Below are 24,058 nucleotides of genomic sequence, written 5' to 3' on the forward strand. Positions count from 1 at the left end.
GTGGGTTCTATTGGTTGTAACACCGTTTTCCCGATAGTCAAGGTGACCGGGCAGTCGGAGTTGAAAACGTGTCAAGCCGCCCCCACCACTGTATTTGCACAACTGACGAACCTTTCTTTCCATGCATGCAATCAGCCAGATTCGACTAACATTCAATCAGGATCGCCCGCTTCTCCAAAAGGATCTTCCACAGGAGCACGACGACGATTCGGCAGGCGTTGCTGTTCAGGAAGCAAAGCCTGCGTTACAGGCGCCGCCGATGTACAAGGTGGTTTTGTTTAATGATGACTACACACCGATGGATTTCGTCGTCGAAGTGCTCGAGGTGTTTTTTAACCTGAATCGCGAGCTGGCGACCAAGGTCATGCTGGCCGTCCACACAGAAGGGCGGGCAGTATGTGGAGTGTTTACCCGCGACATCGCCGAGACAAAGGCCATGCAGGTCAACCAGTACGCCAGGGAAAGCCAGCATCCGCTACTCTGTGAAATCGAGAAGGACGGTTAATCGCCGACCACTTGGGTATGAGGTGAAGCTATGTTAAACCGCGAGCTCGAAGTCACCCTCAATCTTGCCTTCAAGGAGGCACGTTCGAAACGTCATGAATTCATGACCGTCGAACACCTGCTGCTGGCCCTATTGGACAATGAGGCTGCCGCCACCGTATTGCGTGCCTGCGGCGCAAACCTCGACAAACTCAAGCACGACCTGCAGGAGTTCATCGACTCCACCACGCCACTGATCCCCGTCCATGACGAGGATCGCGAAACCCAGCCAACCCTGGGCTTCCAGCGTGTGCTGCAACGTGCTGTCTTTCATGTGCAGAGCTCGGGCAAACGCGAAGTGACCGGCGCCAACGTGCTGGTTGCAATCTTCAGTGAGCAAGAGAGTCAGGCGGTGTTCCTGCTGAAACAGCAGAGCGTTGCACGCATTGATGTCGTCAACTATATCGCCCACGGCATTTCCAAAGTGCCGGGGCATGGCGATCACTCTGAAGGTGAACAAGATATGCAGGACGACGAGGGCGGTGAGTCTTCTTCTTCAGGCAATCCGCTGGACGCTTACGCCAGCAACCTCAACGAACTCGCACGCCAGGGCCGGATCGATCCGCTGGTCGGGCGTGAAACGGAAGTCGAGCGTGTCGCGCAGATTCTCGCGCGCCGTCGCAAGAACAATCCGCTGCTGGTAGGCGAGGCTGGCGTGGGTAAAACCGCGATCGCCGAAGGCCTGGCCAAACGTATTGTCGACAACCAGGTGCCGGACCTGCTGGCCAACAGCGTCGTTTATTCCCTCGATCTGGGCGCTCTGCTCGCGGGCACCAAGTATCGCGGTGACTTCGAGAAGCGCTTCAAGGCGCTGCTCAACGAACTGAAAAAACGTCCGCAGGCGATCCTGTTCATCGACGAAATCCACACCATCATCGGTGCGGGTGCTGCGTCCGGTGGCGTCATGGATGCCTCGAACCTGCTCAAACCGCTGCTGTCGTCTGGCGACATTCGCTGCATCGGCTCGACCACGTTCCAGGAATTCCGTGGCATCTTCGAAAAAGACCGTGCCCTGGCGCGTCGCTTCCAGAAGGTCGATGTCGTCGAGCCGTCGGTGGAAGACACCATCGGTATCCTGCGCGGCCTGAAAGGGCGTTTCGAACAGCACCACAACATCGAATACAGCGATGAGTCGCTGCGCGCCGCTGCGGAACTGGCTTCGCGCTACATCAATGACCGGCACATGCCGGACAAGGCCATCGACGTGATCGACGAGGCGGGCGCCTACCAGCGTCTGCAACCGGTCGAGAAGCGTGTGAAACGCATCGAAGTGCCTGAGGTCGAGGACATCGTTGCGAAAATCGCGCGGATTCCGCCGAAGCACGTCACCAGCTCCGACAAGGAACTGCTGCGTAACCTCGAGCGTGACCTGAAGCTGACGGTGTTCGGTCAGGACGCGGCGATCGATTCGCTGTCGACTGCGATCAAGCTGTCCCGTGCCGGGCTCAAGTCGCCTGACAAGCCTGTCGGTTCGTTCCTGTTCGCAGGACCGACCGGTGTTGGTAAAACCGAAGCCGCGCGTCAATTGGCCAAGGCGTTGGGGATCGAACTGGTGCGCTTCGACATGTCCGAGTACATGGAGCGTCACACCGTATCTCGTCTGATCGGTGCGCCTCCGGGGTATGTCGGTTTCGACCAGGGCGGTCTGTTGACCGAAGCGATCACCAAGCAGCCGCATTGCGTATTGCTGCTCGATGAAATCGAGAAGGCGCATCCGGAAGTCTTCAACCTGCTGCTGCAGGTGATGGACCACGGTACGCTGACCGACAACAACGGGCGCAAGGCGGATTTCCGCAATGTGATCGTGATCATGACCACCAACGCCGGTGCTGAGACGGCGGCACGTGCTTCGATCGGTTTCACCCATCAGGACCACTCGTCTGATGCGATGGAAGTGATCAAGAAGAGCTTTACGCCGGAATTCCGCAACCGTCTGGATACCATCATTCAGTTTGGTCGCCTCAGTCATGAGGTCATCAAAAGTGTGGTGGACAAGTTCCTCACCGAACTTCAGGCGCAGCTGGAAGACAAGCGTGTGCTTCTGGAAGTTACCGATGCGGCGCGCAGCTGGCTGGCGGCCGGTGGTTACGATTCGGCCATGGGCGCTCGTCCGATGGCGCGTCTGATCCAGGACAAGATCAAGCGTCCGCTGGCGGAGGAGATTCTGTTTGGCGAGCTGGCCGAGCATGGTGGTGTGGTTCACATCGACATCAAGGATGGTGAGTTGACGTTTGACTTCGAGACAACTGCAGAAATGGCCTGACGGCTGGTAAGTGAAAAGGCGCCTTCGGGCGCCTTTTTATTGTCTGCGGTTTTTATTTTGTGGGCATATCCGTTGCTTCGGGAGCTGCCGCTGGCGGTTTCGCCCTTACGGCGAGTCACCTTTTCCAAACGCCGAAAAGGTAACCCAAAAGGCTTCAACCCTGACGTACGGCCCTCGCTGTGGCTCGGGTTCCTTCGCTCCGGTATTGATCCGGGGGCATCGCCTACGGTTTGCTTCGCTGCACCTCCTCTCGATGCATGCGGCTGCGCCGCACGGTCGCTGCGCTCCCACCCCCGGATAAATCCCTCCACTCAGCCTTCCGATGGGGCTGGCACGTCAAAAGCGGTACTCGAGCTAACGCTCATCGTTTTGAGTGGAGAGGAGCGGGGCGTGTTTGGCTTTGGTTTTGTGGTGGGTTTACCCCTCACCCCAGCCCTCTCCCTGAGGAGAGGGAGCCGATTTTTGTGCTTTTCAAAGCCTGAGTTCAACGCGGTATCGCATGTCGGCGAACCTCTCCCAAATCACTCGATCAGTCCCCTCTCCCTCCGGGAGAGGGCTAGGGTGAGGGGCTCTTGATCTGGCTTTCGCTCTGGCTCTGGCTTTTGATTTTTTGCCCCTTCGGCAGGCCGAGCGGAGGTGTCCATCAGGGGGTAGGCGCGCAGCGCCGTGCGGCGAAGCCGCATACATCGAGAGGAGGTGCAGCGAAGCAAACCGTAGGCGATGCCCCCTGATGGACACCGTAGCGAGGGAACACTGAGCCTAGGCGAAGTGCCGTACGCCGGGGCTCAGCCTTTTTGGTTACTTTTTCGGCGTTTGGAAAAAGTGACCCGCCGTAAGGGCGGAACCCTAAGAATCCGTTACCGCAGCAACGGATATACACCCAATCCAAAGATCGCAAAAAAACCGCAAAAACAAAAAACGGCCCCCATTCTCATGGAGGCCGTTCCCGGTACAACGCTAAGAGGCTATCGCAAGACAGCTCTTATTTGCGGTCTTCCAGCTTGGTGATATCCCGCGACTCGTAGCCAGTGTACAGCTGGCGCGGACGGCCAATCTTGTACGGGCTGGAGAGCATTTCCTTCCAGTGCGAAATCCAGCCGACAGTACGTGCCAGGGCGAAAATCACAGTGAACATGCTGGTAGGAATGCCGATCGCCTTGAGGATGATCCCCGAGTAGAAGTCGACGTTCGGGTACAGCGAGCGCTCGATGAAGTACGGATCGGTCAGGGCGATCTCTTCCAGACGCATGGCCAGTTCGAGTTGCGGATCGTTCTGGATACCCAGTTCCTTCAACACTTCGTCGCAGGTCTGCTTCATTACAGTCGCGCGAGGGTCGCGGTTCTTGTAGACGCGGTGACCGAAGCCCATCAACTTGAATGGATCGTTCTTGTCCTTGGCCTTGGCGATGAACTTGTCGATGTTCGAAACATCGCCGATTTCATCGAGCATGGTCAGCACGGCTTCGTTCGCACCGCCGTGGGCAGGGCCCCACAGTGCGGCGATGCCGGCGGCGATACAGGCGAACGGGTTGGCACCCGAGGAGCCCGCCAGACGCACGGTGGAGGTCGAAGCGTTCTGCTCGTGGTCGGCGTGGAGGATGAAGATCCGGTCCATGGCCTTGGCGAGTACCGGGCTGATCGGTTTGATCTCGCACGGTGTGTTGAACATCATGTGCAGGAAGTTTTCCGCGTACGACAGATCGTTGCGCGGGTACATCATGGGTTGGCCCATGGAGTACTTGTAAACCATCGCGGCCAGGGTCGGCATCTTGGCAACCAGGCGGATCGCGGAGATTTCGCGATGCTGCGGGTTATTGATGTCGAGGGAGTCGTGGTAGAAGGCCGAGAGGGCGCCGACTACACCACACATGACGGCCATCGGGTGGGCGTCACGGCGGAAGCCGTTGAAAAAGGTTTTCAGCTGCTCGTGAACCATGGTGTGGTTCTTCACGGTGCCGACGAACTGGGCCTTTTGCTCTGCAGTCGGCAGTTCGCCGTTCAGCAGCAGGTAGCAGGTTTCCAGGTAGTCCGACTTTTCAGCCAGCTGTTCGATCGGGTAGCCGCGGTGCAGCAGGATGCCGTTGTCGCCGTCGATATAGGTGATCTTCGATTCGCAGGAAGCGGTCGACATGAAACCGGGGTCGAAAGTGAAGCGGCCCGTGGCCGTCAGGCCCCGAACATCGATAACATCGGGACCAACGGTGCCGGTTAAAATGGGCAGCTCGACGGGGGCTGCGCCCTCGATGATCAACTGCGCTTTTTTGTCAGCCATGTGGCCTCCTATTTATGCTTGAAATCATCAGACAGACCCCCCACGCAGGGCCCGCACCACTATAGTGAGATAAATTCGAATGTCAATTTGCCTAAAGTCTTGCTCCAGAAGGCTTTAACCGTACTTTTTCCTCGAAATTGCCTGCCATTTACGCCTTTTATACGACTTGTGCAATCCGCTATTGGGGGTAGGCGATTGCGTTGTCATTAGTAGCCTAACTGTCTATACTCGGCGACCGACCGCCAAGGGCTTTTGGGCTTGCTTTCATTGGGGGTCGCATCCCTGGGTGGTGGTTACCTGACCAGTGCACTCCCCAACAACTTTGCCCTGATTGTTAGGGGCTCTTCAGTGTGAAAAAAAAGCCGTGAAAAGCCAACGACCTGTAAACCTAGACCTAAGGACCATCAAACTCCCCATCACCGGCGTTACGTCGTTTCTTCACCGTGTTTCCGGCATCATCCTCTTCCTGGGCCTTGGCATCATGCTCTATGCATTGGGCAAATCCCTGGGTTCCGAGGAAGGTTATGTCGAGGTGAAGGCATGCTTGACCAGCCCGCTGGCCAAGTTCGTAGCATGGGGCCTCCTGTCCGCTCTTCTGTATCACCTGGTTGCCGGTGTGCGCCACTTGATCATGGACATGGGCATCGGTGAGACGCTGGAAGGCGGCCGCCTGGGCTCGAAACTGATCATCGCCGTTTCCGTGGTGCTGATCGTTCTGGCAGGAGTTTGGATATGGTAACCAGCGTTACAAACCTTTCGCGTTCGGGCCTCTATGACTGGATGGCACAGCGTGTGTCTGCGGTCGTTCTCGCGGCTTATTTCATATTCCTGATCGGCTACCTCGCCGCGAACCCGGGCATTGGCTACGACCAATGGCACGGCCTGTTCGCCCACAACGGAATGCGTATCTTCAGTCTGCTGGCACTGGTTGCCCTGGGCGCTCACGCCTGGGTCGGCATGTGGACCATCGCGACCGACTACCTGACGCCAATGGCGCTGGGCAAGTCCGCGACTGCAGTACGTTTCCTTTTCCAGGCAGTATGCGGCGTCGCGATGTTCGCTTACTTCGTCTGGGGTGTGCAGATTCTCTGGGGTATCTGATTCATGGCTAACATTCCAACGATTTCTTTCGACGCCATCATTATTGGTGGCGGCGGTGCCGGCATGCGCGCAGCGCTGCAACTGGCACAGGGCGGTCACAAGACTGCGGTGATCACCAAGGTTTTCCCGACCCGTTCGCACACCGTATCCGCCCAGGGCGGCATCACCTGTGCAATCGCGTCCGCCGACCCGAACGATGACTGGCGCTGGCACATGTACGATACCGTCAAGGGTTCCGACTACATCGGTGACCAGGACGCTATCGAATACATGTGTCAGGAAGGCCCGGCTGCCGTTTTCGAGCTGGACCACATGGGTCTGCCGTTCTCGCGTACCGAGCAAGGCCGTATCTACCAGCGTCCGTTCGGCGGTCAGTCGAAGGATTACGGTAAAGGCGGGCAGGCTGCCCGTACCTGCGCCGCTTCCGACCGTACCGGTCACGCGCTGCTGCACACCCTTTATCAGGGCAACCTGAAAGCCGGTACCACGTTCCTGAACGAGTACTACGCTGTCGACCTGGTGAAAAACCAGGAAGGCGAATTCGTCGGTGTGATCGCGATCTGCATCGAAACCGGTGAAACCACCTACATCCGCGCCAAAGCCACCGTACTGGCTACCGGCGGTGCAGGTCGTATCTATGCATCCACCACCAACGCCCTGATCAACACCGGTGACGGCGTCGGCATGGCTCTGCGTGCTGGCGTACCGGTACAAGACATCGAAATGTGGCAGTTCCACCCGACCGGCATCGCCGGTGCCGGTGTACTGGTTACAGAAGGTTGCCGTGGTGAAGGTGGTTACCTGATCAACAAGCACGGCGAGCGTTTCATGGAGCGTTATGCTCCGAACGCCAAAGACCTTGCCGGTCGTGACGTGGTTGCTCGCTCGATGGTTAAGGAAATCATTGCCGGCAACGGTTGCGGTCCGAATGGCGACCACGTGATGCTCAAACTCGACCACCTGGGCGAGGAAGTGCTGCACAGCCGTCTGCCAGGCATCTGCGAACTGTCGAAGACTTTCGCCCACGTTGACCCGGTGGTTGCTCCGGTTCCGGTTGTTCCGACTTGCCACTACATGATGGGCGGCGTTGCCACCAACATTCACGGCCAGGCGATCACTCAGGACGCCGAAGGCGTGGATCAGATCATTCCTGGTCTGTTCGCGGTAGGTGAAGTGGCTTGCGTATCGGTTCACGGTGCCAACCGTCTGGGCGGCAACTCGCTGCTCGACCTGGTGGTATTCGGCCGCGCTGCCGGCCTGCACCTGGAGAAGGCGCTGACCGACGGCATCGAATACGACGACGCTACCGAAGCCGACATCGACGCTGCCTTGGCGCGTCTGAACGCACTGAACAACCGTACCGACGGTGAAGATGTCGCTACCCTGCGTCGCGAGCTGCAAAGCTGCATGCAGAACTACTTCGGTGTATTCCGTACCGGCGAATACATGCAGAAGGGTATTGCCCAGCTGGCTGATCTGCGCAAGCGCATCGCCAATGTGAAGATCAACGACAAGTCGCAGGCGTTCAACACCGCCCGTATCGAAGCGCTGGAACTGCAAAACCTGCTGGAAGTGGCTGAAGCTACCGCCATCGCTGCCGAAGTACGTAAAGAGTCCCGCGGCGCTCACGCCCGTGAAGACTTCGAAGACCGTGACGACGAAAACTGGCTGTGCCACACCCTGTACTTCCCGGGTGAGAAACGCGTCGCCAAGCGTGCCGTGAACTTCTCGCCGAAGACTGTTCCGACTTTCGAACCTAAAGTCCGGACTTATTAAGGGTGACCGCCATGTTGCAAGTCAGTGTTTATCGTTACAACCCTGATCAGGACGCTGCGCCGTTCATGCAGGAATTCCAGGTCGATACCGGTGGTAAAGACCTGATGGTGCTGGACGTGCTGGCCCTGATCAAAGAGCAGGACGAAGGTTTCTCCTATCGTCGCTCCTGCCGTGAAGGCGTCTGTGGCTCCGACGGCATGAACATCAACGGCAAGAACGGCCTGGCGTGCATCACGCCGCTGTCCGCTGTCGTCAAAGGTAACAAGCTGATCGTTCGTCCGCTGCCAGGTTTGCCGGTTATCCGTGACCTGGTTGTCGATATGAGCATCTTCTACAAGCAATACGAGAAGGTTAAGCCATTCCTGCAGAACGACACGCCGGCTCCGGCCATCGAGCGTCTGCAGTCCCCTGAAGAGCGTGAAAAGCTCGACGGTCTGTACGAGTGCATCCTGTGCGCCTGCTGCTCGACCTCTTGCCCGTCCTTCTGGTGGAACCCGGACAAGTTCCTGGGTCCAGCTGCACTGCTGCAAGCGTACCGCTTCCTGGCAGACAGCCGTGATACCAAGACGTCCGAGCGTCTGGCGTCCCTCGATGACCCGTTCAGCGTCTTCCGCTGCCGGGGCATCATGAACTGCGTCAACGTATGTCCGAAAGGCCTGAACCCGACTAAGGCCATCGGTCACATCCGTAACATGCTGCTTTCGAGCGGCGTGTGATTCAGCTGCTGTAACCGCTGTACCCGCAGAGGGCTTAGGCGCGGGCTTCAACCCGCGCCATGGCTATAACCAGAGCAGCAGCCATAAGCTGCGGCTCTTATTTTGAAGAAATGAGACAAGCAGGGGCATCCGGGCTGGTACCCGGACTATCAGTGTGATCCTAAGTGGCTTGTTTTGGTCGCTGCATTCGGACTTCTGCAAGCTTGCTCGGTGTCGGCACCGATGGTGTTCCCCTAACCGAGGGTGACCAAGCATGCAAGAAAGCGTGATGCAGCGCATGTGGAACAGCGCCTACCTTTCAGGTGGAAACGCTGCCTATGTGGAAGAGCTCTACGAGCTCTACCTGCACGACCCTAACGCTGTGCCAGAAGAGTGGCGCACCTACTTTCAGAAGCTGCCTGCCGACGGCAGCTCTGCCACCGATGTTTCGCACTCCACAATTCGCGATCATTTCGTGCTGCTGGCAAAGAACCAGCGCCGCGCCCAACCGGTTTCCGCCGGCAGCGTGAGCAGTGAGCACGAGAAGAAGCAAGTTGAAGTGCTGCGATTGATCCAGGCCTACCGTATGCGTGGCCACCAGGCAGCCCAGCTTGACCCGCTGGGGCTGTGGCAGCGTCCTGCACCTGCAGACCTGTCGATCAATCACTACGGCTTGACCAATGCCGATCTTGATACGACCTTCCGTGCCGGCGACCTGTTCATCGGCAAAGAGGAAGCGAGCCTACGCGAAATTCACGAAGCGTTGCAGCAGACATATTGCCGCACCATCGGCGCTGAATTTACGCACATCACCGATTCCGAGCAGCGCCAGTGGTTCCAGCAGCGTCTGGAAAGCGTGCGTGGCCGTCCGGAATATTCCGCGGACATCAAGAGCCACCTGCTCGAGCGCGTGACGGCCGGTGAAGGCCTGGAAAAATACCTGGGCACCAAATACCCGGGCACCAAGCGTTTCGGTCTGGAAGGCGGCGAAAGCCTGATTCCGATGCTCGACGAACTGATCCAGCGTTCCGGTTCCTACGGCACCAAGGAAGTCGTCATCGGCATGGCCCACCGTGGCCGTCTGAACGTACTGGTCAACACCTTCGGCAAGAACCCGCGCGAGCTGTTCGACGAGTTCGAAGGCAAGAAGAAGGTCGAGCTGGGTTCCGGTGACGTTAAATACCACCAGGGCTTCTCGTCCAACGTAATGACCACCGGCGGTGAAGTTCACCTGGCCATGGCGTTCAACCCGTCCCACCTGGAAATCGTTTCCCCGGTGGTCGAGGGTTCGGTTCGCGCCCGTCAGGATCGTCGCAACGACCCTACCGGTGAGAAGGTTCTGCCGATCTCCATCCACGGTGACGCGGCATTCGCCGGTCAAGGCGTGGTGATGGAAACCTTCCAGATGTCGCAGACCCGCGGTTTCAAGACCGGCGGTACCGTGCACATCGTGATCAACAACCAGGTTGGTTTCACCATCAGCAACCCGCTGGACTCGCGTTCCACCGAGTACGCGACCGACGTTGCGAAAATGATCCAGGCGCCGATCCTCCATGTGAATGGTGATGATCCGGAAGCCGTATTGTTCGTGACCCAGCTGGCCATCGACTACCGCATGCAGTTCAAGCGTGACGTGGTGATCGACCTGGTCTGCTACCGCCGTCGCGGCCACAACGAGGCCGACGAGCCGAGCGGCACCCAGCCTCTGATGTATCAGCAGATCACCAAGCAGCGCACCACCCGTGAGCTGTACGCTGATCGTCTGACCCAGGCCGGTGTGCTGGACGCAGAGCGTGTTCAGGCGAAAGTCGACGAATACCGCAACGCGCTGGACAACGGTCTGCACGTAGTGAAATCGCTGGTCAAAGAGCCGAACAAAGAGCTGTTCGTGGACTGGCGTCCGTATCTGGGCCACGCCTGGACTGCGCGTCACGACACTCGTTTCGACCTCAAGACCCTGCAGGAACTGTCCGCCAAGCTGCTGGAAATTCCGGAAGGCTTCGTGGTTCAGCGCCAGGTCGCGAAGATCTACGAAGACCGTCAGAAGATGCAAGCCGGCGGCCTGCCGATCAACTGGGGTTACGCCGAAACCATGGCGTACGCGACCCTGGCGTTCGAAGGTCACCCGATCCGCATGACCGGTCAGGACATCGGCCGCGGTACGTTCTCGCACCGTCACGCTGTGCTGCACAACCAGAAAGATGCCGGTACCTACATTCCGCTCAAGCATCTGTATGAAGGTCAGCCACGCTTCGACCTGTACGACTCGTTCCTGTCGGAAGAAGCCGTACTGGCGTTCGAATACGGTTACTCGACCACCACGCCGAACGCGCTGGTGATCTGGGAAGCCCAGTTCGGCGACTTCGCCAACGGTGCACAGGTCGTTATCGACCAGTTCATCACCAGCGGCGAGCACAAGTGGGGCCGTCTCTGCGGTCTGACCATGCTGCTGCCACACGGCTACGAAGGTCAGGGCCCTGAGCACAGCTCGGCACGTCTTGAGCGTTACCTGCAGCTGTGCGCCGAGCACAACATTCAGGTGTGCATGCCGACCACCCCGGCCCAGATCTACCACTTGCTGCGCCGTCAGGTGATTCGCCCGCTGCGCAAGCCATTGGTCGTTCTGACTCCAAAGTCGCTGCTGCGCCACAAGCTGGCCATCTCGACCCTGGAAGATCTGGCCGAAGGTTCGTTCCAGACCGTGATCCCGGAAATCGATGCACTGGACCCGAAAAAGGTCGAGCGCGTTGTTCTGTGCAGCGGCAAGGTCTACTACGACCTGCTGGAAAAACGTCGTGCCGAAGGCCGCGAAGATATCGCCATCGTGCGTATCGAGCAGCTGTATCCGTTCCCTGAGGACGACTTGAAAGAAGTCCTGGCTCCTTACACCAATGCCAAAGCGGCCGTGTGGTGTCAGGAAGAGCCGATGAACCAGGGCGCCTGGTACTGCAGCCAGCACCACCTGCGTCGCAGCATCAGCAACCTCAACAAATCTCTCGTACTCGAGTACGCGGGCCGTGAGGCTTCTGCTGCCCCAGCATGTGGTTACGCATCGATGCACGCCGAGCAGCAGGAACAACTGCTGCAAGCCGCGTTTACCGTTTAACGCCTTCGCGCACCTGAAACCGAATTTAAGGAACCACAGATAATGGCTATCGAGATCAAAGCCCCCACTTTCCCGGAATCGGTTGCCGATGGCACCGTTGCCACCTGGCACAAACAACCGGGCGACGCCGTCAAGCGTGACGAACTGATCGTCGACATCGAAACCGACAAAGTCGTACTGGAAGTGCTGGCTACCGCCGACGGCGTGCTGGGCGCAATCGTCAAGGGCGAGGGCGAAACCGTCCTGTCCGACGAAGTGCTGGGCTCCATCGTTGAAGGCGGCGCTGCTGCTGCCGCCCCGGCTGCCGCTGCTGCTCCGGCCGCAGCCGCCGCTGCACCTGCTGCCGCTGATGGCGAAGACGACCCGATCGCTGCTCCTGCCGCGCGCAAGCTGGCTGAAGAGAACGGCATCAACATCGCTTCCGTTGCCGGCACCGGCAAAGGCGGTCGCGTGACCAAGGAAGACGTGGTTGCAGCCGTTGCTGCCAAGAAAGCCGCTCCGGCTGCCGCGCCTGCCAAGGCTGCTGCTCCGGCCGCCGCCGCTCCTGTGTTCGCCGCTGGCGACCGCATCGAGAAGCGCGTTCCGATGACTCGCGTTCGTGCCACCGTTGCCAAGCGTCTGGTTGAAGCTCAATCGAACATGGCGATGCTGACCACTTTCAACGAAGTCGACATGACCGAAGTCATGGCCCTGCGTTCGAAGTACAAGGACCTGTTCGAGAAGTCCCACAACGGCGTACGCCTGGGCTTCATGTCGTTCTTCGTGAAGGCTGCCACCGAAGCGCTGAAACGCTTCCCGGCGGTCAACGCTTCGATCGACGGCAACGACATCGTTTACCACGGTTATGCCGACATCGGCGTCGCTGTTTCCAGCGACCGTGGCCTGGTGGTTCCGGTTCTGCGTAACGCCGAACACATGAGCCTGGCTGAAATCGAAGGCGGTATCGCCACCTTCGGCAAGAAAGCCCGTGACGGCAAACTGTCGATGGACGAAATGACCGGCGGCACCTTCACCATCACCAACGGTGGTACCTTCGGTTCGATGATGTCGACCCCGATCGTCAACCCGCCGCAGGCAGCGATTCTGGGCATGCACAACATCATCCAGCGTCCGATGGCCATCAACGGTCAGGTCGTGATCCGTCCGATGATGTACCTGGCACTGTCCTACGATCACCGTCTGATCGATGGCAAAGAAGCTGTAACCTTCCTGGTGACCATCAAGAACCTGCTGGAAGATCCGGCTCGTCTGTTGCTGGATATCTGATAGAAGCAGTCACGCGCTGCAAGCTTCAAGCTGCGGGAAAACGCAGCCTGGCTTGCAGCGCGCGGCTTGAAGCTTTTCGCTAAAGAGGATTTTTTGAATGTCGCAGAAATTTGACGTAGTAGTGATCGGTGCGGGCCCTGGCGGCTACGTGGCAGCTATCAAGGCCGCGCAACTCGGCCTGAGCACTGCCTGCATCGAGAAGTACACCGATGCTGAAGGCAAGCAAGCCCTGGGCGGCACCTGCCTGAACGTAGGCTGCATTCCTTCCAAGGCGCTGCTGGACAGCTCCTGGAAATACAAGGAAGCGAAAGAAAGCTTCAACGTCCACGGTATCTCGACCGGCGAAGTCAAAATGGACGTCGCTGCGATGGTTGGCCGCAAGGCTGGCATCGTCAAGAACCTGACCGGCGGTGTTGCCACCCTGTTCAAGGCCAACGGCGTAACTTCGATCCAGGGCCACGGCAAACTGCTGGCTGGCAAGAAAGTTGAAGTCACCAAGCCGGACGGCTCGGTTGAAGTCATCGAAGCCGAAAACGTCATCCTGGCTCCAGGCTCGCGTCCGATCGACATTCCACCGGCTCCGGTCGATCAGAAAGTCATCGTCGATTCGACTGGCGCACTGGAATTCCAGACCGTACCCAAGCGTCTGGGCGTGATCGGCGCTGGCGTGATCGGTCTGGAACTGGGTTCGGTCTGGTCGCGTCTGGGTGCAGAAGTAACTGTCCTGGAAGCACTGGACACCTTCCTGATGGCAGCGGACACCGCTGTTTCCAAGGAAGCGCTGAAAACCCTGACCAAACAGGGTCTGGACATCAAACTGGGCGCTCGCGTAACCGGCTCGAAAGTGAACGGCGACGAAGTCGTTGTGAACTACACCGACGCCAACGGCGAACAGACCATCACTTTCGACAAGCTGATCGTAGCCGTTGGTCGCCGTCCGGTGACCACTGATCTGCTGGCTGCCGACAGCGGCGTGACCCTGGACGAGCGTGGTTTCGTGCACGTTGACGATCACTGCGCCACCACCGTACCGGGCGTTTACGCTATCGGTGACGTGGTTCGCGGCATGATGCTGGCTCACAAGGCCTCGGAAGAGGGCATCATGGTTGTAGAGCGCATCAAAGGCCACAAGGCCCAGATGAACTATGACCTGATCCCTTCGGTTATTTATACTCACCCGGAAATCGCATGGGTCGGTAAAACCGAGCAGGCCTTGAAAGCTGAAGGCGTTGAAGTTAACGTCGGCACCTTCCCGTTCGCAGCATCCGGCCGTGCCATGGCCGCCAACGATACCGGTGGTTTCGTCAAGGTCATCGCCGATGCCAAGACTGACCGCGTATTGGGCGTGCACGTGATTGGCCCGAGCGCCGCAGAACTGGTTCAGCAGGGCGCGATCGGTATGGAATTCGGCACCAGCGCTGAAGACCTGGGCATGATGGTTTTCTCCCATCCGACCCTGTCTGAAGCCTTGCACGAAGCAGCTTTGGCAGTGAATGGCGGCGCCATCCACATTGCCAACCGCAAGAAGCGTTAAGACACAATAAGAAACCACGGCGGTACGGCCCGTCGTGAGCCTTGCGTGCAAGACTCACCGCGGAATGTCCGCTGGACGCAGCCTTGCGTAGCTGCACCGGGTATCCGGAAAGGCTACGCAAGCAGCAGTCACAGGTGGCGCGGCACTCATAAAGAGCGCAGCGCCGAATGCGCAGTACCTAACGAAGACGGTAAAAAGCATGAATCTTCACGAGTATCAGGGTAAGCAGCTGTTCGCTGAATACGGCCTGCCAGTTTCCACTGGTTTCGCAGTAGACACCCCGGAAGCAGCAGCAGAAGCTTGCGACAAAATCGGCGGCAACGAGTGGGTTGTCAAAGCCCAGGTTCACGCCGGTGGTCGCGGTAAAGCGGGCGGCGTCAAGCTGGTTCGCAGCAAAGAAGACGCCAAAGCCTTCGCACAGCAGTGGCTGGGCAAGCGTCTGGTGACTTACCAGACTGACGCCAACGGCCAGCCAGTCACCAAGATCCTGGTTGAATCGTGCACTGATATCGCTAAAGAGCTGTACCTGGGCGCTGTCGTTGACCGTTCGAGCCGTCGCATCGTGTTCATGGCTTCCACCGAAGGTGGCGTGGACATCGAGAAAATCGCTCACGACACTCCAGAAAAAATTCTGAAAGCCACTATCGATCCACTGGTTGGCGCTCAGCCATTCCAGGGTCGCGAGCTGGCATTCCAGCTGGGTCTGGAAGGCAAGCAGGTTGCTCAGTTCGCCAAGATCTTCGTAGGTCTGGCCAAGCTGTTCAAGGATCACGACCTGGCTCTGCTGGAAGTGAACCCGCTGGTGATCAAGGCTGATGGCGATCTGCACTGCCTGGACGCCAAGATCAACATCGACGCCAACGCAATGTACCGTCAGCCTAAGCTGAAGACTTTCCACGATCCGTCGCAGGACGATCCGCGCGAAGCGCACGCTGCCAAGTTCGAACTGAACTACGTAGCGCTGGAAGGCAACATCGGCTGCATGGTGAACGGTGCCGGCCTGGCCATGGGTACCATGGACATCGTCAACCTGCACGGCGGCAAGCCAGCCAACTTCCTCGACGTAGGCGGTGGTGCTACCAAAGAACGCGTAACCGAAGCTTTCAAAATCATTCTGTCCGACAGCAATGTCGCCGCAGTACTGGTTAACATCTTCGGCGGCATCGTTCGTTGCGACATGATTGCCGAAGGCATCATCGGTGCAGTGAAAGAAGTCGGCGTGAAAATCCCGGTTGTTGTTCGTCTTGAAGGCAACAACGCTGAACTGGGCGCTAAAGTACTGGCAGAAAGCGGTTTGAACATCATCGCTGCTACCAGCCTGACCGACGCTGCTCAACAAGTCGTTAAAGCTGCGGAGGGCAAGTAATGAGCGTCCTGATCAATAAAGACACCAAAGTAATCTGCCAGGGCTTCACCGGTGCGCAGGGTACTTTCCACTCCGAACAAGCCATTGCCTACGGCACCAAAATGGTTGGCGGCGTGACTCCAGGCAAAGGTGGCACCACTCACCTGAACCTGCCTGTGTTCAACACCGTGAAAGAAGCTGTAGAAGCCACTGGCGCCACCGCCAGCGTGATCTACGTTCCGGCTCCTTTCTGCAAGGACTCGATCCTGGAAGCTGCTTTCGGCGGCATCAAGCTGATCGTCTGCATCACCGAAGGCATTCCTACCCTGGACATGCTGGACGCCAAAGTTAAGTGCGACGAGCTGGGTGTTACCCTGATCGGCCCTAACTGCCCAGGCGTGATCACCCCAGGCGAATGCAAGATCGGCATCATGCCAGGTCACATTCACTTGCCAGGCAAGGTCGGTATCGTTTCCCGTTCCGGCACCCTGACCTACGAAGCTGTGAAGCAGACTACTGACGCCGGTTTCGGTCAGTCGACTTGCGTCGGCATCGGTGGTGACCCGATCCCGGGTTCGAACTTCATCGACATCCTGAAGCTGTTCCAGGAAGACCCGAAGACCGAAGCGATCGTCATGATCGGCGAGATCGGCGGTTCGGCTGAAGAAGAAGCGGCTGCCTACATCAAGGCCAACGTGACCAAGCCGGTTGTTTCCTACATCGCTGGTGTGACTGCTCCTCCGGGCAAGCGCATGGGCCATGCTGGCGCAATCATCTCCGGCGGCAAAGGCACTGCAGACGAGAAATTCGCTGCTCTGCAAGACGCAGGCGTGAAAACCGTGCGTTCGCTGGCAGACATCGGCAAGGCCCTGGCCGAGCTGACTGGCTGGGAAGTGAAGAAGTAAGCTTCGGCTGACTTCTCTGCTCCAGCAACAAAGGCCACCTTCGGGTGGCCTTTGTCGTTTCTGGCGATCGGGTTGACGATGGCAATTTATAAGCACTCACCCAATAACATGCAAAAACGCGACACAGAAACGTCGCGTATCGGATAGTTCGCCCTCTAACAGTGCGTTTGTCGGGCAAATTCGTTAGGCTAGCCGCCATTTTGCGTCTGCCGCCCACAAGGCATGCAACGCGCTAAACGGGTCAGTCTTATACGGATTGACAGCATTTCCCTAACCCCACAGGGAAATCCCCCTCTAAATTCCGATTCAGTAGTGTGGTATTTCCTTAATGAAAGTTTTGAAAGGTCAGGACATCCTGGCACTTGGCTTTATGACATTCGCCCTCTTCGTCGGGGCCGGCAACATCATCTTCCCGCCTATCGTCGGTTTGCAGTCCGGGCCAAACGTCTGGATGGCGGCGCTGGGCTTCCTGATCACGGCGGTCGGTCTGCCGGTGGTCACCGTGGTTGCACTGGCCAAGGTCGGTGGCGCAATGGACGCCCTGAGCAGCCCGATCGGCAAGATCGCCGGTGGTGTACTGGCTGCAGCGTGCTATCTCGCGGTCGGTCCGCTGTTCGCCACCCCGCGTACCGCGACCGTTTCCTTTGAAGTGGGCCTGGCGCCGTTGACCGGCGAGAGCCCGCTGGCACTGTTCCTCTACAGCTCGGTGTACTTCCTGCTGGTGTTCTTCATTTCGCTCTACCCTGGGCGTCTGCTGGACACCGTCGGTCGCTTCCTCGCGCCGCTGAAGATCATCGCCCTGGCTGTGCTCGGCATCGCTGCGTTCGCACTGCCGGCCGGTGATATCGGTGTGGCTACCCCGGAATATGTCGCAGCACCGTTCTCCCAAGGGTTCATCAATGGTTACCTGACCATGGATACCCTGGGCGCACTGGTATTCGGTATCGTCATCGTCAACGCGATCCGCTCCCGTGGTGTCGAGTCGCCGGCGCTGATCACCCGTTACGCGATCATCGCCGGGTTGATTGCCGGTGTCGGTCTGGCGCTGGTGTATGTCAGCCTGTTCCGTCTGGGTTCCGGCAGCCATGAAGTGGCGGCGGGCGCGACCAACGGCGCGGCGGTGCTGCACGCTTACGTGCAACACACCTTCGGTTCGCTGGGCAGTGGCTTCCTTGCCGTGCTGATCTCCCTGGCGTGCCTGGTGACCGCTGTCGGCCTGACCTGCGCCTGTGCCGAATACTTCAGCCGCGTACTGCCGCTGTCGTACAAGACCCTGGTGATCATCCTGGCGGCGTTCTCGCTGCTGGTGTCCAACCTGGGCCTGACCAAGCTGATCGCGTTCTCGATCCCGGTGCTGACCGCAATCTACCCGCCGTGCATCGTGCTGGTGGCGCTGAGCTTCTGTGCAGCGTTCTGGCATGAGCAGAGCCGCATCATGGGCCCGGTGATGCTGGTGTCGTTCGTGTTCGGCACCATCGATGCGTTGAAAGGCGCCGGTCTGGCGGACTGGATGCCATCGCAATTGGCCCACCTGCCGCTGAGCGAGCAAGGTCTGGCGTGGCTGGTGCCGTGCGTGATGACCCTGGTGGTTGCCGTGGTTTGCGACCGCCTGCTGGGCAAGCGCGCCGAAGCACTCGCCTAAGATTGCCGGGCCGCCACGAGCGGCTGCCGAGCGATTAAACAGAAATGCCCCGTATCAATCGATACGGGGCATTTTTTATGGGCTTCAGGCAGTGTCTTTTTCCCTCGACTAACGTCGAAGGGGAGCCGAAATCTTCATCACAGGGAATTGCATGTCGTTCATCCAAGCCAACCTGATCCACCTGCTGGCCGCGCTCTGGTTTGTCATCTGCTGGGGCGGTTACACCCGTTATGCCACCTGGAAGGCCCGTGACACCGCGTGCCTGGCCAGCGTGCTGCATCTGTACCGCGAAGACTGGATGCGCCGCATGCTGCTGCGTGACAACCGTATTGCCGACGCCAGCGTGATCGGCAACCTGGAGCGCAACGCCTCGTTCTTCGCCTCCAGCACGCTGATTATCCTGGCGGGCATCCTGACCGTGCTTGGCGCGTCCGAGCGCGCGGTGTCGCTGCTGGCGGACATTCCGATGGTGCAACAGGCTTCGCAGGGCATGTCGGAGATCAAGTTGCTGTGCCTGGCGCTGGTGTTTGTCTATGCCTTCTTCACTTTCAGCTGGTGCATGCGCCAGTACAACTTCGCCGCCATTCTGGTCGGCTCGGCCCCGATGATCGGTGAGCGGCAAGTGTCGGAGCAGGAGCGCAAGGCGTTCGCCTCGCGGGCGGCTCGAGTGATTTCGATGGCGGCCAACCAGTTCAACTTCGGTCTGCGTTCCTACTACTTCGGGATGAGCATGCTGGCGTGGTTCGTCAGCCCGTGGCTGTTCATGTTGATGAGCGCAGGCGTGGTGCTGGTGTTGTATCGCCGGGAGTTTCATTCCGACGTGCTCGATGTAATGGTCTATACCCCTACAGAGGCGCCATTGCCCGAAGCGAACAAAGAGGCTGCTTGATGAGTATTCCGTTCTGGTGTGTGTTTATCAGTGCATTGTTGATCTACGTGGCGCGCATGCCGGTCGGCAGGGCCATGAAAGAGCAGGGCGGTTACAACAACCACCTGCCGCGTCAGCAGCAGGCGCAACTCACCGGTTACGGAGCCCGGGCGCTGGCGGCACATCAGAACAGCATAGAAGCCTTCATTCTGTTTGCGGTTGGCGTGCTGATGGCGCACACCACCCAGACGGCGGGATGGCTGATCGATACCTTGGCGATCATCTTCGTGATCTCACGGATTTTCTATTTGTGGTTTTATCTGGCGGATATTCCAAAATTGCGCAGTCTGGTCTGGCTGGTCGGATTAGTGTGTTCATTGTTGCTGATGATTAGTCCGACTTTTAGAACAGTCTTGCTCTAAGCCGGCACTGGCAAAAAATGACCGGCAAAAGAAAACCCGCACTTGGCGGGTGTTCTTTTTTGCCATCGAGAAGCGGCTTATTGCTTCTTGGCAGCTTCTTCTTGCGCTGCAGCGTTCGATTCGGCCTGAGCTTTGGCAGCTTCGGCGTTTTCTTTCGCTGCGTCGTTCACTTTTTCCTGAGCTTTGTTCATGTCTTGCTGAGCTTGTTCAGCATGTTGGTTGGCATCTTGAGCTTTGTCCTCGGATTTTTTATCGCAGGCAGCGAGACCGAGGGAAGCGGTCAACATCAAGGCAATAGCTAAAGTCTTACGCATGGGGTGTTTCTCCTTATGGAAAATAACTACTGGCCTTAAGAGCTCAGGCCCAAGGCTTAAGTTCCTCATTTCTTTCAGATATATAAGTTTGTTTTGCAATGGAACTTTTGCTGTTCTTTCCACTACTGGGAATGACGACTAACAAGAGTAATTATCAAATGGCCGAAAACCCCGTTTTTGAGCGTGCGACACGGTTTCTCTCGGCCTTGCGCCACTGTCAGGTGCTGGGATTGAAGGTGCACAGCGCAAGTAGCGAAGGCCTGACGGTGGTGCTGCCGTACAGTGAGCAAATCGTCGGCAACCCGCTGACTGGCGTCATCCACGGCGGAGCGATCACGTCATTGATGGACACTGCGTGCGGCATGTCGACCCTGTGCGTGCTGCCGGAATTCGAAGTCTGCCCGACCCTCGATCTGCGCATCGACTACATGCACGCCGCCGAGCCGCATAAAGACGTCTATGGCTTCGCCCAATGTTATCGAGTCACCACCGATGTGATCTTCGCTCGCGGCTTCGCCTATCAGGATGATCCCGAGCAGCCGATTGCCCACGTCGTCGGCACCTTCATGCGCATGGGCAAAGGCCTTAAAGGCACCAAAGGCTTTGGTGGCGCGATCAAGGGAGAAAAACGATGAGCGATGATTTCAAGCAGCAGCTGCAAGAGGCCCACGAGAAGGGTGACTACGCGCCGCTGCTGAAACTGATCCCCTACGCCGGACTCATCGGCGTCGAGTGCTCGCGAGTCGGTGATGATTTACTGTTCAAGTTGCCGGCCAACAAGGACAACATTGGTAACCCTTTATTGCCGGCGATCCACGGCGGGGTGATTGCCGGGTTCATGGAGCTGTCTGCGGCCCTGCACCTGCTGATTTTCACCGGCGCGCCGGGTGTGCCGAAGATTATCGATTTCTCCCTCGATTACCTGCGGGCCGGGCAGTTTCGCGACACCTGGGCCCGGTGTCAGGTCTGCCGTCAGGGCCGGCGGGTGGCCAACGTCGCGGTCACGGCGTGGCAAAGCACCGAAAGCGAACCGATTGCCACTGCCCGCGCGCACTTCAAAATCGATGAGCCCTTGAAATCCTGAAGCACGCCCCCAACTCACAGAACAACCCGCCGCCGACCAGCAAGGTCGCGGCCAATGCCATCTGATTGGAGTTTGATGACCATGAGTGTGGAAACTCAAAAGGAAACCCTGGGCTTCCAGACCGAGGTGAAGCAACTGCTGCACCTCATGATCCATTCGCTGTATTCCAACAAGGAAATCTTCCTTCGCGAATTGATCTCGAACGCCTCTGACGCCGTCGACAAATTGCGCTTCGAAGCCCTGGCCAAGCCTGAGTTGCTCGAAGGTGGCGATGAACTGAAAATCCGTGTGAGCTTCGACAAGGACGCCAAGACCGTCACCCTCGAAGACAACGGCATCGGCATGAACCGTGACGATGTGATCACCCACCTGGGTACCATCGCCAAATCCGGCACCGCCGATTTCATGAAAAACCTGTCCGGCGATCAGAAGAAGGATTCGCACCTGATCGGTCAGTTCGGTGTGGGCTTCTACTCGGCCTTCATCGTCGCTGACAAAGTTGACGTGTACAGCCGTCGCGCCGGCACCGCCGCCAGCGAAGGCGTGCACTGGTCGTCGAAAGGCGAGGGCGAATTCGAAGTCGCCACCATCGACAAGCCGGAGCGCGGCACCCGCATCGTTCTGCACCTGAAATCCGGTGAAGACGAGTTCGCCGATGGCTGGCGTCTGCGCAACATCATCAAGAAGTACTCCGACCACATCGCGCTGCCGATCGAGCTGCCGAAAGAAGTGGCCGCTGCCGAAGGCGAAGAGAAGCCTGAAGTTGAATGGGAAACCGTCAACCGCGCCAGCGCTCTGTGGACCCGTCCTCGCACCGAAGTGAAGGACGAGGAATACCAGGAGTTCTACAAACACATCGCCCACGACTTCGAAAATCCGCTGTCGTGGAGCCACAACAAGGTCGAAGGCAAGCTCGAGTACAGCTCGCTGCTGTACGTGCCGGCCCGCGCACCGTTCGATCTGTACCAGCGTGAAGCGCCAAAAGGCCTGAAGCTGTACGTGCAGCGCGTGTTCGTGATGGATCAGGCCGAGTCGTTCCTGCCGCTGTACCTGCGCTTCATCAAAGGCGTGGTCGATTCCAACGACCTGTCGCTGAACGTGTCGCGGGAAATCCTGCAGAAAGACCCGATCATCGACTCGATGAAATCGGCGCTGACCAAGCGCGTGCTGGACATGCTGGAAAAACTGGCGAAGAACGAGCCTGAGCAATACAAGGGCTTCTGGAAAAACTTCGGTCAGGTCATGAAAGAAGGCCCGGCAGAAGATTTCGCCAACAAGGAAAAAATTGCCGGTCTGCTGCGTTTCGCATCGACCAACGGCACCGATGGCGAGCAGATCGTCGGTCTGGCCGAGTACCTGGCGCGCGCCAAGGAAGGTCAGGACAAGATCTACTACCTCACCGGCGAAACCTACGCGCAGGTCAAGAACAGCCCGCACCTGGAAGTCTTCCGCAAGAAAGGCATCGAAGTGCTGCTGCTGACCGACCGTATCGACGAGTGGCTGATGAGCTACCTCAGCGAATTCGACGGCAAGACGTTTGTCGACGTCGCGCGCGGTGACCTGGACCTGGGCAACCTGGACTCGGAAGAGGACAAGAAGGCCGCAGAAGAAGTCGCCAAGTCGAAAGAAGGTCTGGTCGAGCGTCTGAAAACCGCACTGGGCGATTCCGTTGCCGAAGTCCGGGTTTCCCATCGCCTGACCGATTCGCCGGCCATTCTGGCCATCGGCGAGCAGGACCTGGGTCTGCAAATGCGTCAGATCCTCGAAGCCAGCGGGCAAAAGGTGCCGGATTCGAAGCCGATCTTCGAATTCAACCCGAGTCACCCGCTGATCGAGAAGCTCGACAACGAGGCCAGCGAAGATCGCTTCAGCGACCTGTCGCACATCCTCTTCGACCAGGCCGCGCTGGCGGCTGGCGACAGCTTGAAAGACCCGGCCGCTTACGTGAGCCGCCTGAACAAGCTGCTGGTCGAGCTGTCCGCTTGATCAAACTGTAGAAAAACCCGCTTCGGCGGGTTTTTTCATTCTGGTGTTCAACCAATCAGGAGTCAGAAATGAGCCAAGTCACTGTACGTTCCGTGGTCTATCAGATTGACGGCCAGCCTTATGAAGGTCGCCTGGCGTTCGACGCCGAGCATAAAGGCGCGCGTCCGGGTCTGTTGATGGCGCCGAACTGGATGGGTGTCAGCGCTGGCGCTGAAGAGATCGCCAAATCGGTGGCGGCCAAGGGTTATGTGGTGCTGATCGCTGACGTGTACGGCCAGGCGGTGCGTCCGCAGAATGCCGATCAGGCCGGTGCGGCGATGATGCCGCTGAAGGACGACCGAGCGCTGCTGCGCAAGCGTATGCAGGCCGCGTTCGAACAATTGCAGAAGCAGGGCGAGGCGGCGGTCGATACCTCGAAACTGGCGGTATTCGGCTTCTGCTTCGGCGGTTGCTGTGCGCTGGATCTGGCCCGCACCGGTGCGCCGGTGAAAGCGGCGGTGTCGTTCCACGGCACGCTGGATTCGCCGAACCCGGCGGACGCGAAGAACATCAAGGGCTCGGTGCTGGTGCTGCACGGTGCTTCCGATCCGCTGGTGCCGAAAGAGCAGTTTCCGGCATTCGAAGACGAGATGAACGCTGCTGGTGTGGACTGGCAGTTGCTGAGCTACGGCGGCGCGGTGCACTCGTTCACCGATCCGCACGCCAATGTTCCGGGCAAGATGATGTACGACGCGAAGACCGCAGCGCGCGCGTTCAAGTCGATGCATGACTTGCTGGAAGAAGTGTTCAAGGGCTGAAGCCTAAGAGCAAAAGCCCCTCACCCTAACCCTCTCCCAGAGGGAGAGGGGACTGACCGTAAGTTTCTCGAGAGTTGCATCGACCTGAAAGTGAATCACCGAATCCATAATCGACTCGGTGTTTCAGGTCGATGTATGA

At 58.4% G+C, this 24,058-nt stretch carries 20 protein-coding genes; 18 read left to right on the top strand and 2 right to left on the bottom strand.

Going from position 1 to position 24,058, the window contains the following annotated elements; all coding sequences use genetic code 11:
* The first annotated feature begins 121 nt into the window (after window positions 1-121).
* Both clpS and clpA read left to right on the top strand, forming a co-directional pair.
* Window positions 122-505 (top strand): ATP-dependent Clp protease adapter ClpS, encoded by a 384-nt coding sequence (clpS, locus tag AC07XZ_RS15025; RefSeq protein WP_011334948.1) that lies wholly within the window; start codon window positions 122-124, stop codon window positions 503-505.
* 30 nt (window positions 506-535) lie between these two features.
* Window positions 536-2,806 carry an ATP-dependent Clp protease ATP-binding subunit ClpA gene (gene clpA, locus AC07XZ_RS15030; protein WP_007951436.1) on the top strand — a complete coding sequence of 757 codons (2,271 nt, stop codon included), beginning with the start codon at window positions 536-538 and terminating at the stop codon, window positions 2,804-2,806.
* A 982-nt stretch (window positions 2,807-3,788) separates the two neighbouring features.
* Here the strand turns inward: clpA and gltA are convergent.
* Window positions 3,789-5,078, bottom strand: a complete 1,290-nt coding sequence (gltA, locus tag AC07XZ_RS15035) for a citrate synthase (RefSeq protein ID WP_007959044.1) — start codon at window positions 5,076-5,078, stop codon at window positions 3,789-3,791.
* Window positions 5,079-5,442: 364 nt separating this feature from the next.
* On the opposite strand from gltA, the gene sdhC reads away from it, so the two are divergent.
* The 12 genes from sdhC to AC07XZ_RS15095 all read left to right on the top strand — a co-directional run bounded on the left by sdhC (window position 5,443) and on the right by AC07XZ_RS15095 (window position 19,738).
* Complete coding sequence (gene sdhC / locus AC07XZ_RS15040; RefSeq protein ID WP_011333113.1) at window positions 5,443-5,817, top strand: succinate dehydrogenase, cytochrome b556 subunit; 375 nt, start codon at window positions 5,443-5,445, stop codon at window positions 5,815-5,817.
* The gene (sdhD, locus tag AC07XZ_RS15045) at window positions 5,811-6,179 is read left to right on the top strand and encodes a succinate dehydrogenase, hydrophobic membrane anchor protein (protein ID WP_007977503.1); all 369 of its coding nucleotides are present in this window, start codon (window positions 5,811-5,813) and stop codon (window positions 6,177-6,179) included. Before sdhC ends, sdhD begins: the two co-directional genes overlap by 7 nt.
* Window positions 6,180-6,182: 3 nt before the next feature.
* Window positions 6,183-7,955, top strand: coding sequence for a succinate dehydrogenase flavoprotein subunit (sdhA, locus tag AC07XZ_RS15050; protein ID WP_085747080.1), 1,773 nt, complete (start codon window positions 6,183-6,185; stop codon window positions 7,953-7,955).
* A gap of 11 nt (window positions 7,956-7,966) precedes the next feature.
* Complete coding sequence (locus tag AC07XZ_RS15055; RefSeq protein ID WP_007959035.1) at window positions 7,967-8,671, top strand: succinate dehydrogenase iron-sulfur subunit; 705 nt, start codon at window positions 7,967-7,969, stop codon at window positions 8,669-8,671.
* A gap of 253 nt (window positions 8,672-8,924) precedes the next feature.
* Complete coding sequence (locus AC07XZ_RS15060; RefSeq protein WP_085608856.1) at window positions 8,925-11,756, top strand: 2-oxoglutarate dehydrogenase E1 component; 2,832 nt, start codon at window positions 8,925-8,927, stop codon at window positions 11,754-11,756.
* A 42-nt stretch (window positions 11,757-11,798) separates the two neighbouring features.
* On the top strand, window positions 11,799-13,022 hold the full coding sequence (odhB, locus tag AC07XZ_RS15065) for a 2-oxoglutarate dehydrogenase complex dihydrolipoyllysine-residue succinyltransferase (RefSeq protein WP_085648494.1): 1,224 nt from the start codon (window positions 11,799-11,801) through the stop codon (window positions 13,020-13,022).
* Between the two features lie 97 nt (window positions 13,023-13,119).
* Window positions 13,120-14,556 carry a dihydrolipoyl dehydrogenase gene (lpdA, locus tag AC07XZ_RS15070; protein WP_085682946.1) on the top strand — a complete coding sequence of 479 codons (1,437 nt, stop codon included), beginning with the start codon at window positions 13,120-13,122 and terminating at the stop codon, window positions 14,554-14,556.
* A 199-nt stretch (window positions 14,557-14,755) separates the two neighbouring features.
* A complete protein-coding gene (sucC, locus tag AC07XZ_RS15075) occupies window positions 14,756-15,922 on the top strand; it encodes an ADP-forming succinate--CoA ligase subunit beta (RefSeq protein ID WP_007959029.1) in 1,167 nt (388 codons plus the stop codon).
* Window positions 15,922-16,806, top strand: a complete 885-nt coding sequence (gene sucD, locus AC07XZ_RS15080; protein ID WP_011333119.1) for a succinate--CoA ligase subunit alpha — start codon at window positions 15,922-15,924, stop codon at window positions 16,804-16,806. Before sucC ends, sucD begins: the two co-directional genes overlap by 1 nt.
* Window positions 16,807-17,134: 328 nt before the next feature.
* On the top strand, window positions 17,135-18,448 hold the full coding sequence (brnQ, locus tag AC07XZ_RS15085; protein WP_007959023.1) for a branched-chain amino acid transport system II carrier protein: 1,314 nt from the start codon (window positions 17,135-17,137) through the stop codon (window positions 18,446-18,448).
* Window positions 18,449-18,599: 151 nt separating this feature from the next.
* Window positions 18,600-19,337: a DUF599 domain-containing protein gene (locus AC07XZ_RS15090; protein ID WP_085608854.1), complete on the top strand. Its 738-nt coding sequence runs from the start codon at window positions 18,600-18,602 to the stop codon at window positions 19,335-19,337.
* Window positions 19,337-19,738, top strand: coding sequence for an MAPEG family protein (locus tag AC07XZ_RS15095; protein WP_011333122.1), 402 nt, complete (start codon window positions 19,337-19,339; stop codon window positions 19,736-19,738). The genes AC07XZ_RS15090 and AC07XZ_RS15095 overlap by 1 nt, the downstream gene beginning before the upstream one ends.
* Before the next feature lie 77 nt (window positions 19,739-19,815).
* Here the strand turns inward: AC07XZ_RS15095 and AC07XZ_RS15100 are convergent, their stop codons facing one another.
* Window positions 19,816-20,052: a hypothetical protein gene (locus AC07XZ_RS15100; protein WP_102687970.1), complete on the bottom strand. Its 237-nt coding sequence runs from the start codon at window positions 20,050-20,052 to the stop codon at window positions 19,816-19,818.
* Window positions 20,053-20,210: 158 nt separating this feature from the next.
* On the opposite strand from AC07XZ_RS15100, the gene AC07XZ_RS15105 reads away from it, so the two are divergent.
* The 4 genes from AC07XZ_RS15105 to AC07XZ_RS15120 all read left to right on the top strand — a co-directional run bounded on the left by AC07XZ_RS15105 (window position 20,211) and on the right by AC07XZ_RS15120 (window position 23,919).
* Window positions 20,211-20,687 carry a PaaI family thioesterase gene (locus tag AC07XZ_RS15105; RefSeq protein WP_102687971.1) on the top strand — a complete coding sequence of 159 codons (477 nt, stop codon included), beginning with the start codon at window positions 20,211-20,213 and terminating at the stop codon, window positions 20,685-20,687.
* Complete coding sequence (locus tag AC07XZ_RS15110) at window positions 20,684-21,136, top strand: PaaI family thioesterase (protein WP_007959014.1); 453 nt, start codon at window positions 20,684-20,686, stop codon at window positions 21,134-21,136. Before AC07XZ_RS15105 ends, AC07XZ_RS15110 begins: the two co-directional genes overlap by 4 nt.
* 81 nt (window positions 21,137-21,217) lie before the next feature.
* Window positions 21,218-23,122 (top strand): molecular chaperone HtpG, encoded by a 1,905-nt coding sequence (htpG, locus tag AC07XZ_RS15115; RefSeq protein ID WP_173892790.1) that lies wholly within the window; start codon window positions 21,218-21,220, stop codon window positions 23,120-23,122.
* A 68-nt stretch (window positions 23,123-23,190) separates the two neighbouring features.
* Window positions 23,191-23,919 carry a dienelactone hydrolase family protein gene (locus tag AC07XZ_RS15120; protein WP_102687973.1) on the top strand — a complete coding sequence of 243 codons (729 nt, stop codon included), beginning with the start codon at window positions 23,191-23,193 and terminating at the stop codon, window positions 23,917-23,919.
* The last annotated feature ends 139 nt before the right edge of the window (window positions 23,920-24,058 follow it).

Source organism: Pseudomonas sp. GW458-11-26-14-LB4, assembly GCF_059423925.1.

Excerpts from the sequence above, each read along its gene's own strand:
- sdhD (WP_007977503.1), top strand. The coding sequence starts at position 5,811 with ATGGTAACCAGCGTTACAAACCTTTCGCGTTCGGGCCTCTATGACTGG.
- clpS (WP_011334948.1), top strand. The coding sequence starts at position 122 with ATGCATGCAATCAGCCAGATTCGACTAACATTCAATCAGGATCGCCCG.
- gltA (WP_007959044.1), bottom strand. The coding sequence starts at position 5,078 with ATGGCTGACAAAAAAGCGCAGTTGATCATCGAGGGCGCAGCCCCCGTC.
- AC07XZ_RS15105 (WP_102687971.1), top strand. The coding sequence starts at position 20,211 with ATGGCCGAAAACCCCGTTTTTGAGCGTGCGACACGGTTTCTCTCGGCC.
- AC07XZ_RS15055 (WP_007959035.1), top strand. The coding sequence starts at position 7,967 with ATGTTGCAAGTCAGTGTTTATCGTTACAACCCTGATCAGGACGCTGCG.
- AC07XZ_RS15110 (WP_007959014.1), top strand. The coding sequence starts at position 20,684 with ATGAGCGATGATTTCAAGCAGCAGCTGCAAGAGGCCCACGAGAAGGGT.
- brnQ (WP_007959023.1), top strand. The coding sequence starts at position 17,135 with ATGAAAGTTTTGAAAGGTCAGGACATCCTGGCACTTGGCTTTATGACA.
- AC07XZ_RS15120 (WP_102687973.1), top strand. The coding sequence starts at position 23,191 with ATGAGCCAAGTCACTGTACGTTCCGTGGTCTATCAGATTGACGGCCAG.
- htpG (WP_173892790.1), top strand. The coding sequence starts at position 21,218 with ATGAGTGTGGAAACTCAAAAGGAAACCCTGGGCTTCCAGACCGAGGTG.
- clpA (WP_007951436.1), top strand. The coding sequence starts at position 536 with ATGTTAAACCGCGAGCTCGAAGTCACCCTCAATCTTGCCTTCAAGGAG.
- odhB (WP_085648494.1), top strand. The coding sequence starts at position 11,799 with ATGGCTATCGAGATCAAAGCCCCCACTTTCCCGGAATCGGTTGCCGAT.
- AC07XZ_RS15060 (WP_085608856.1), top strand. The coding sequence starts at position 8,925 with ATGCAAGAAAGCGTGATGCAGCGCATGTGGAACAGCGCCTACCTTTCA.
- AC07XZ_RS15095 (WP_011333122.1), top strand. The coding sequence starts at position 19,337 with ATGAGTATTCCGTTCTGGTGTGTGTTTATCAGTGCATTGTTGATCTAC.
- AC07XZ_RS15090 (WP_085608854.1), top strand. The coding sequence starts at position 18,600 with ATGTCGTTCATCCAAGCCAACCTGATCCACCTGCTGGCCGCGCTCTGG.
- sucC (WP_007959029.1), top strand. The coding sequence starts at position 14,756 with ATGAATCTTCACGAGTATCAGGGTAAGCAGCTGTTCGCTGAATACGGC.
- sdhA (WP_085747080.1), top strand. The coding sequence starts at position 6,183 with ATGGCTAACATTCCAACGATTTCTTTCGACGCCATCATTATTGGTGGC.
- lpdA (WP_085682946.1), top strand. The coding sequence starts at position 13,120 with ATGTCGCAGAAATTTGACGTAGTAGTGATCGGTGCGGGCCCTGGCGGC.
- sucD (WP_011333119.1), top strand. The coding sequence starts at position 15,922 with ATGAGCGTCCTGATCAATAAAGACACCAAAGTAATCTGCCAGGGCTTC.
- AC07XZ_RS15100 (WP_102687970.1), bottom strand. The coding sequence starts at position 20,052 with ATGCGTAAGACTTTAGCTATTGCCTTGATGTTGACCGCTTCCCTCGGT.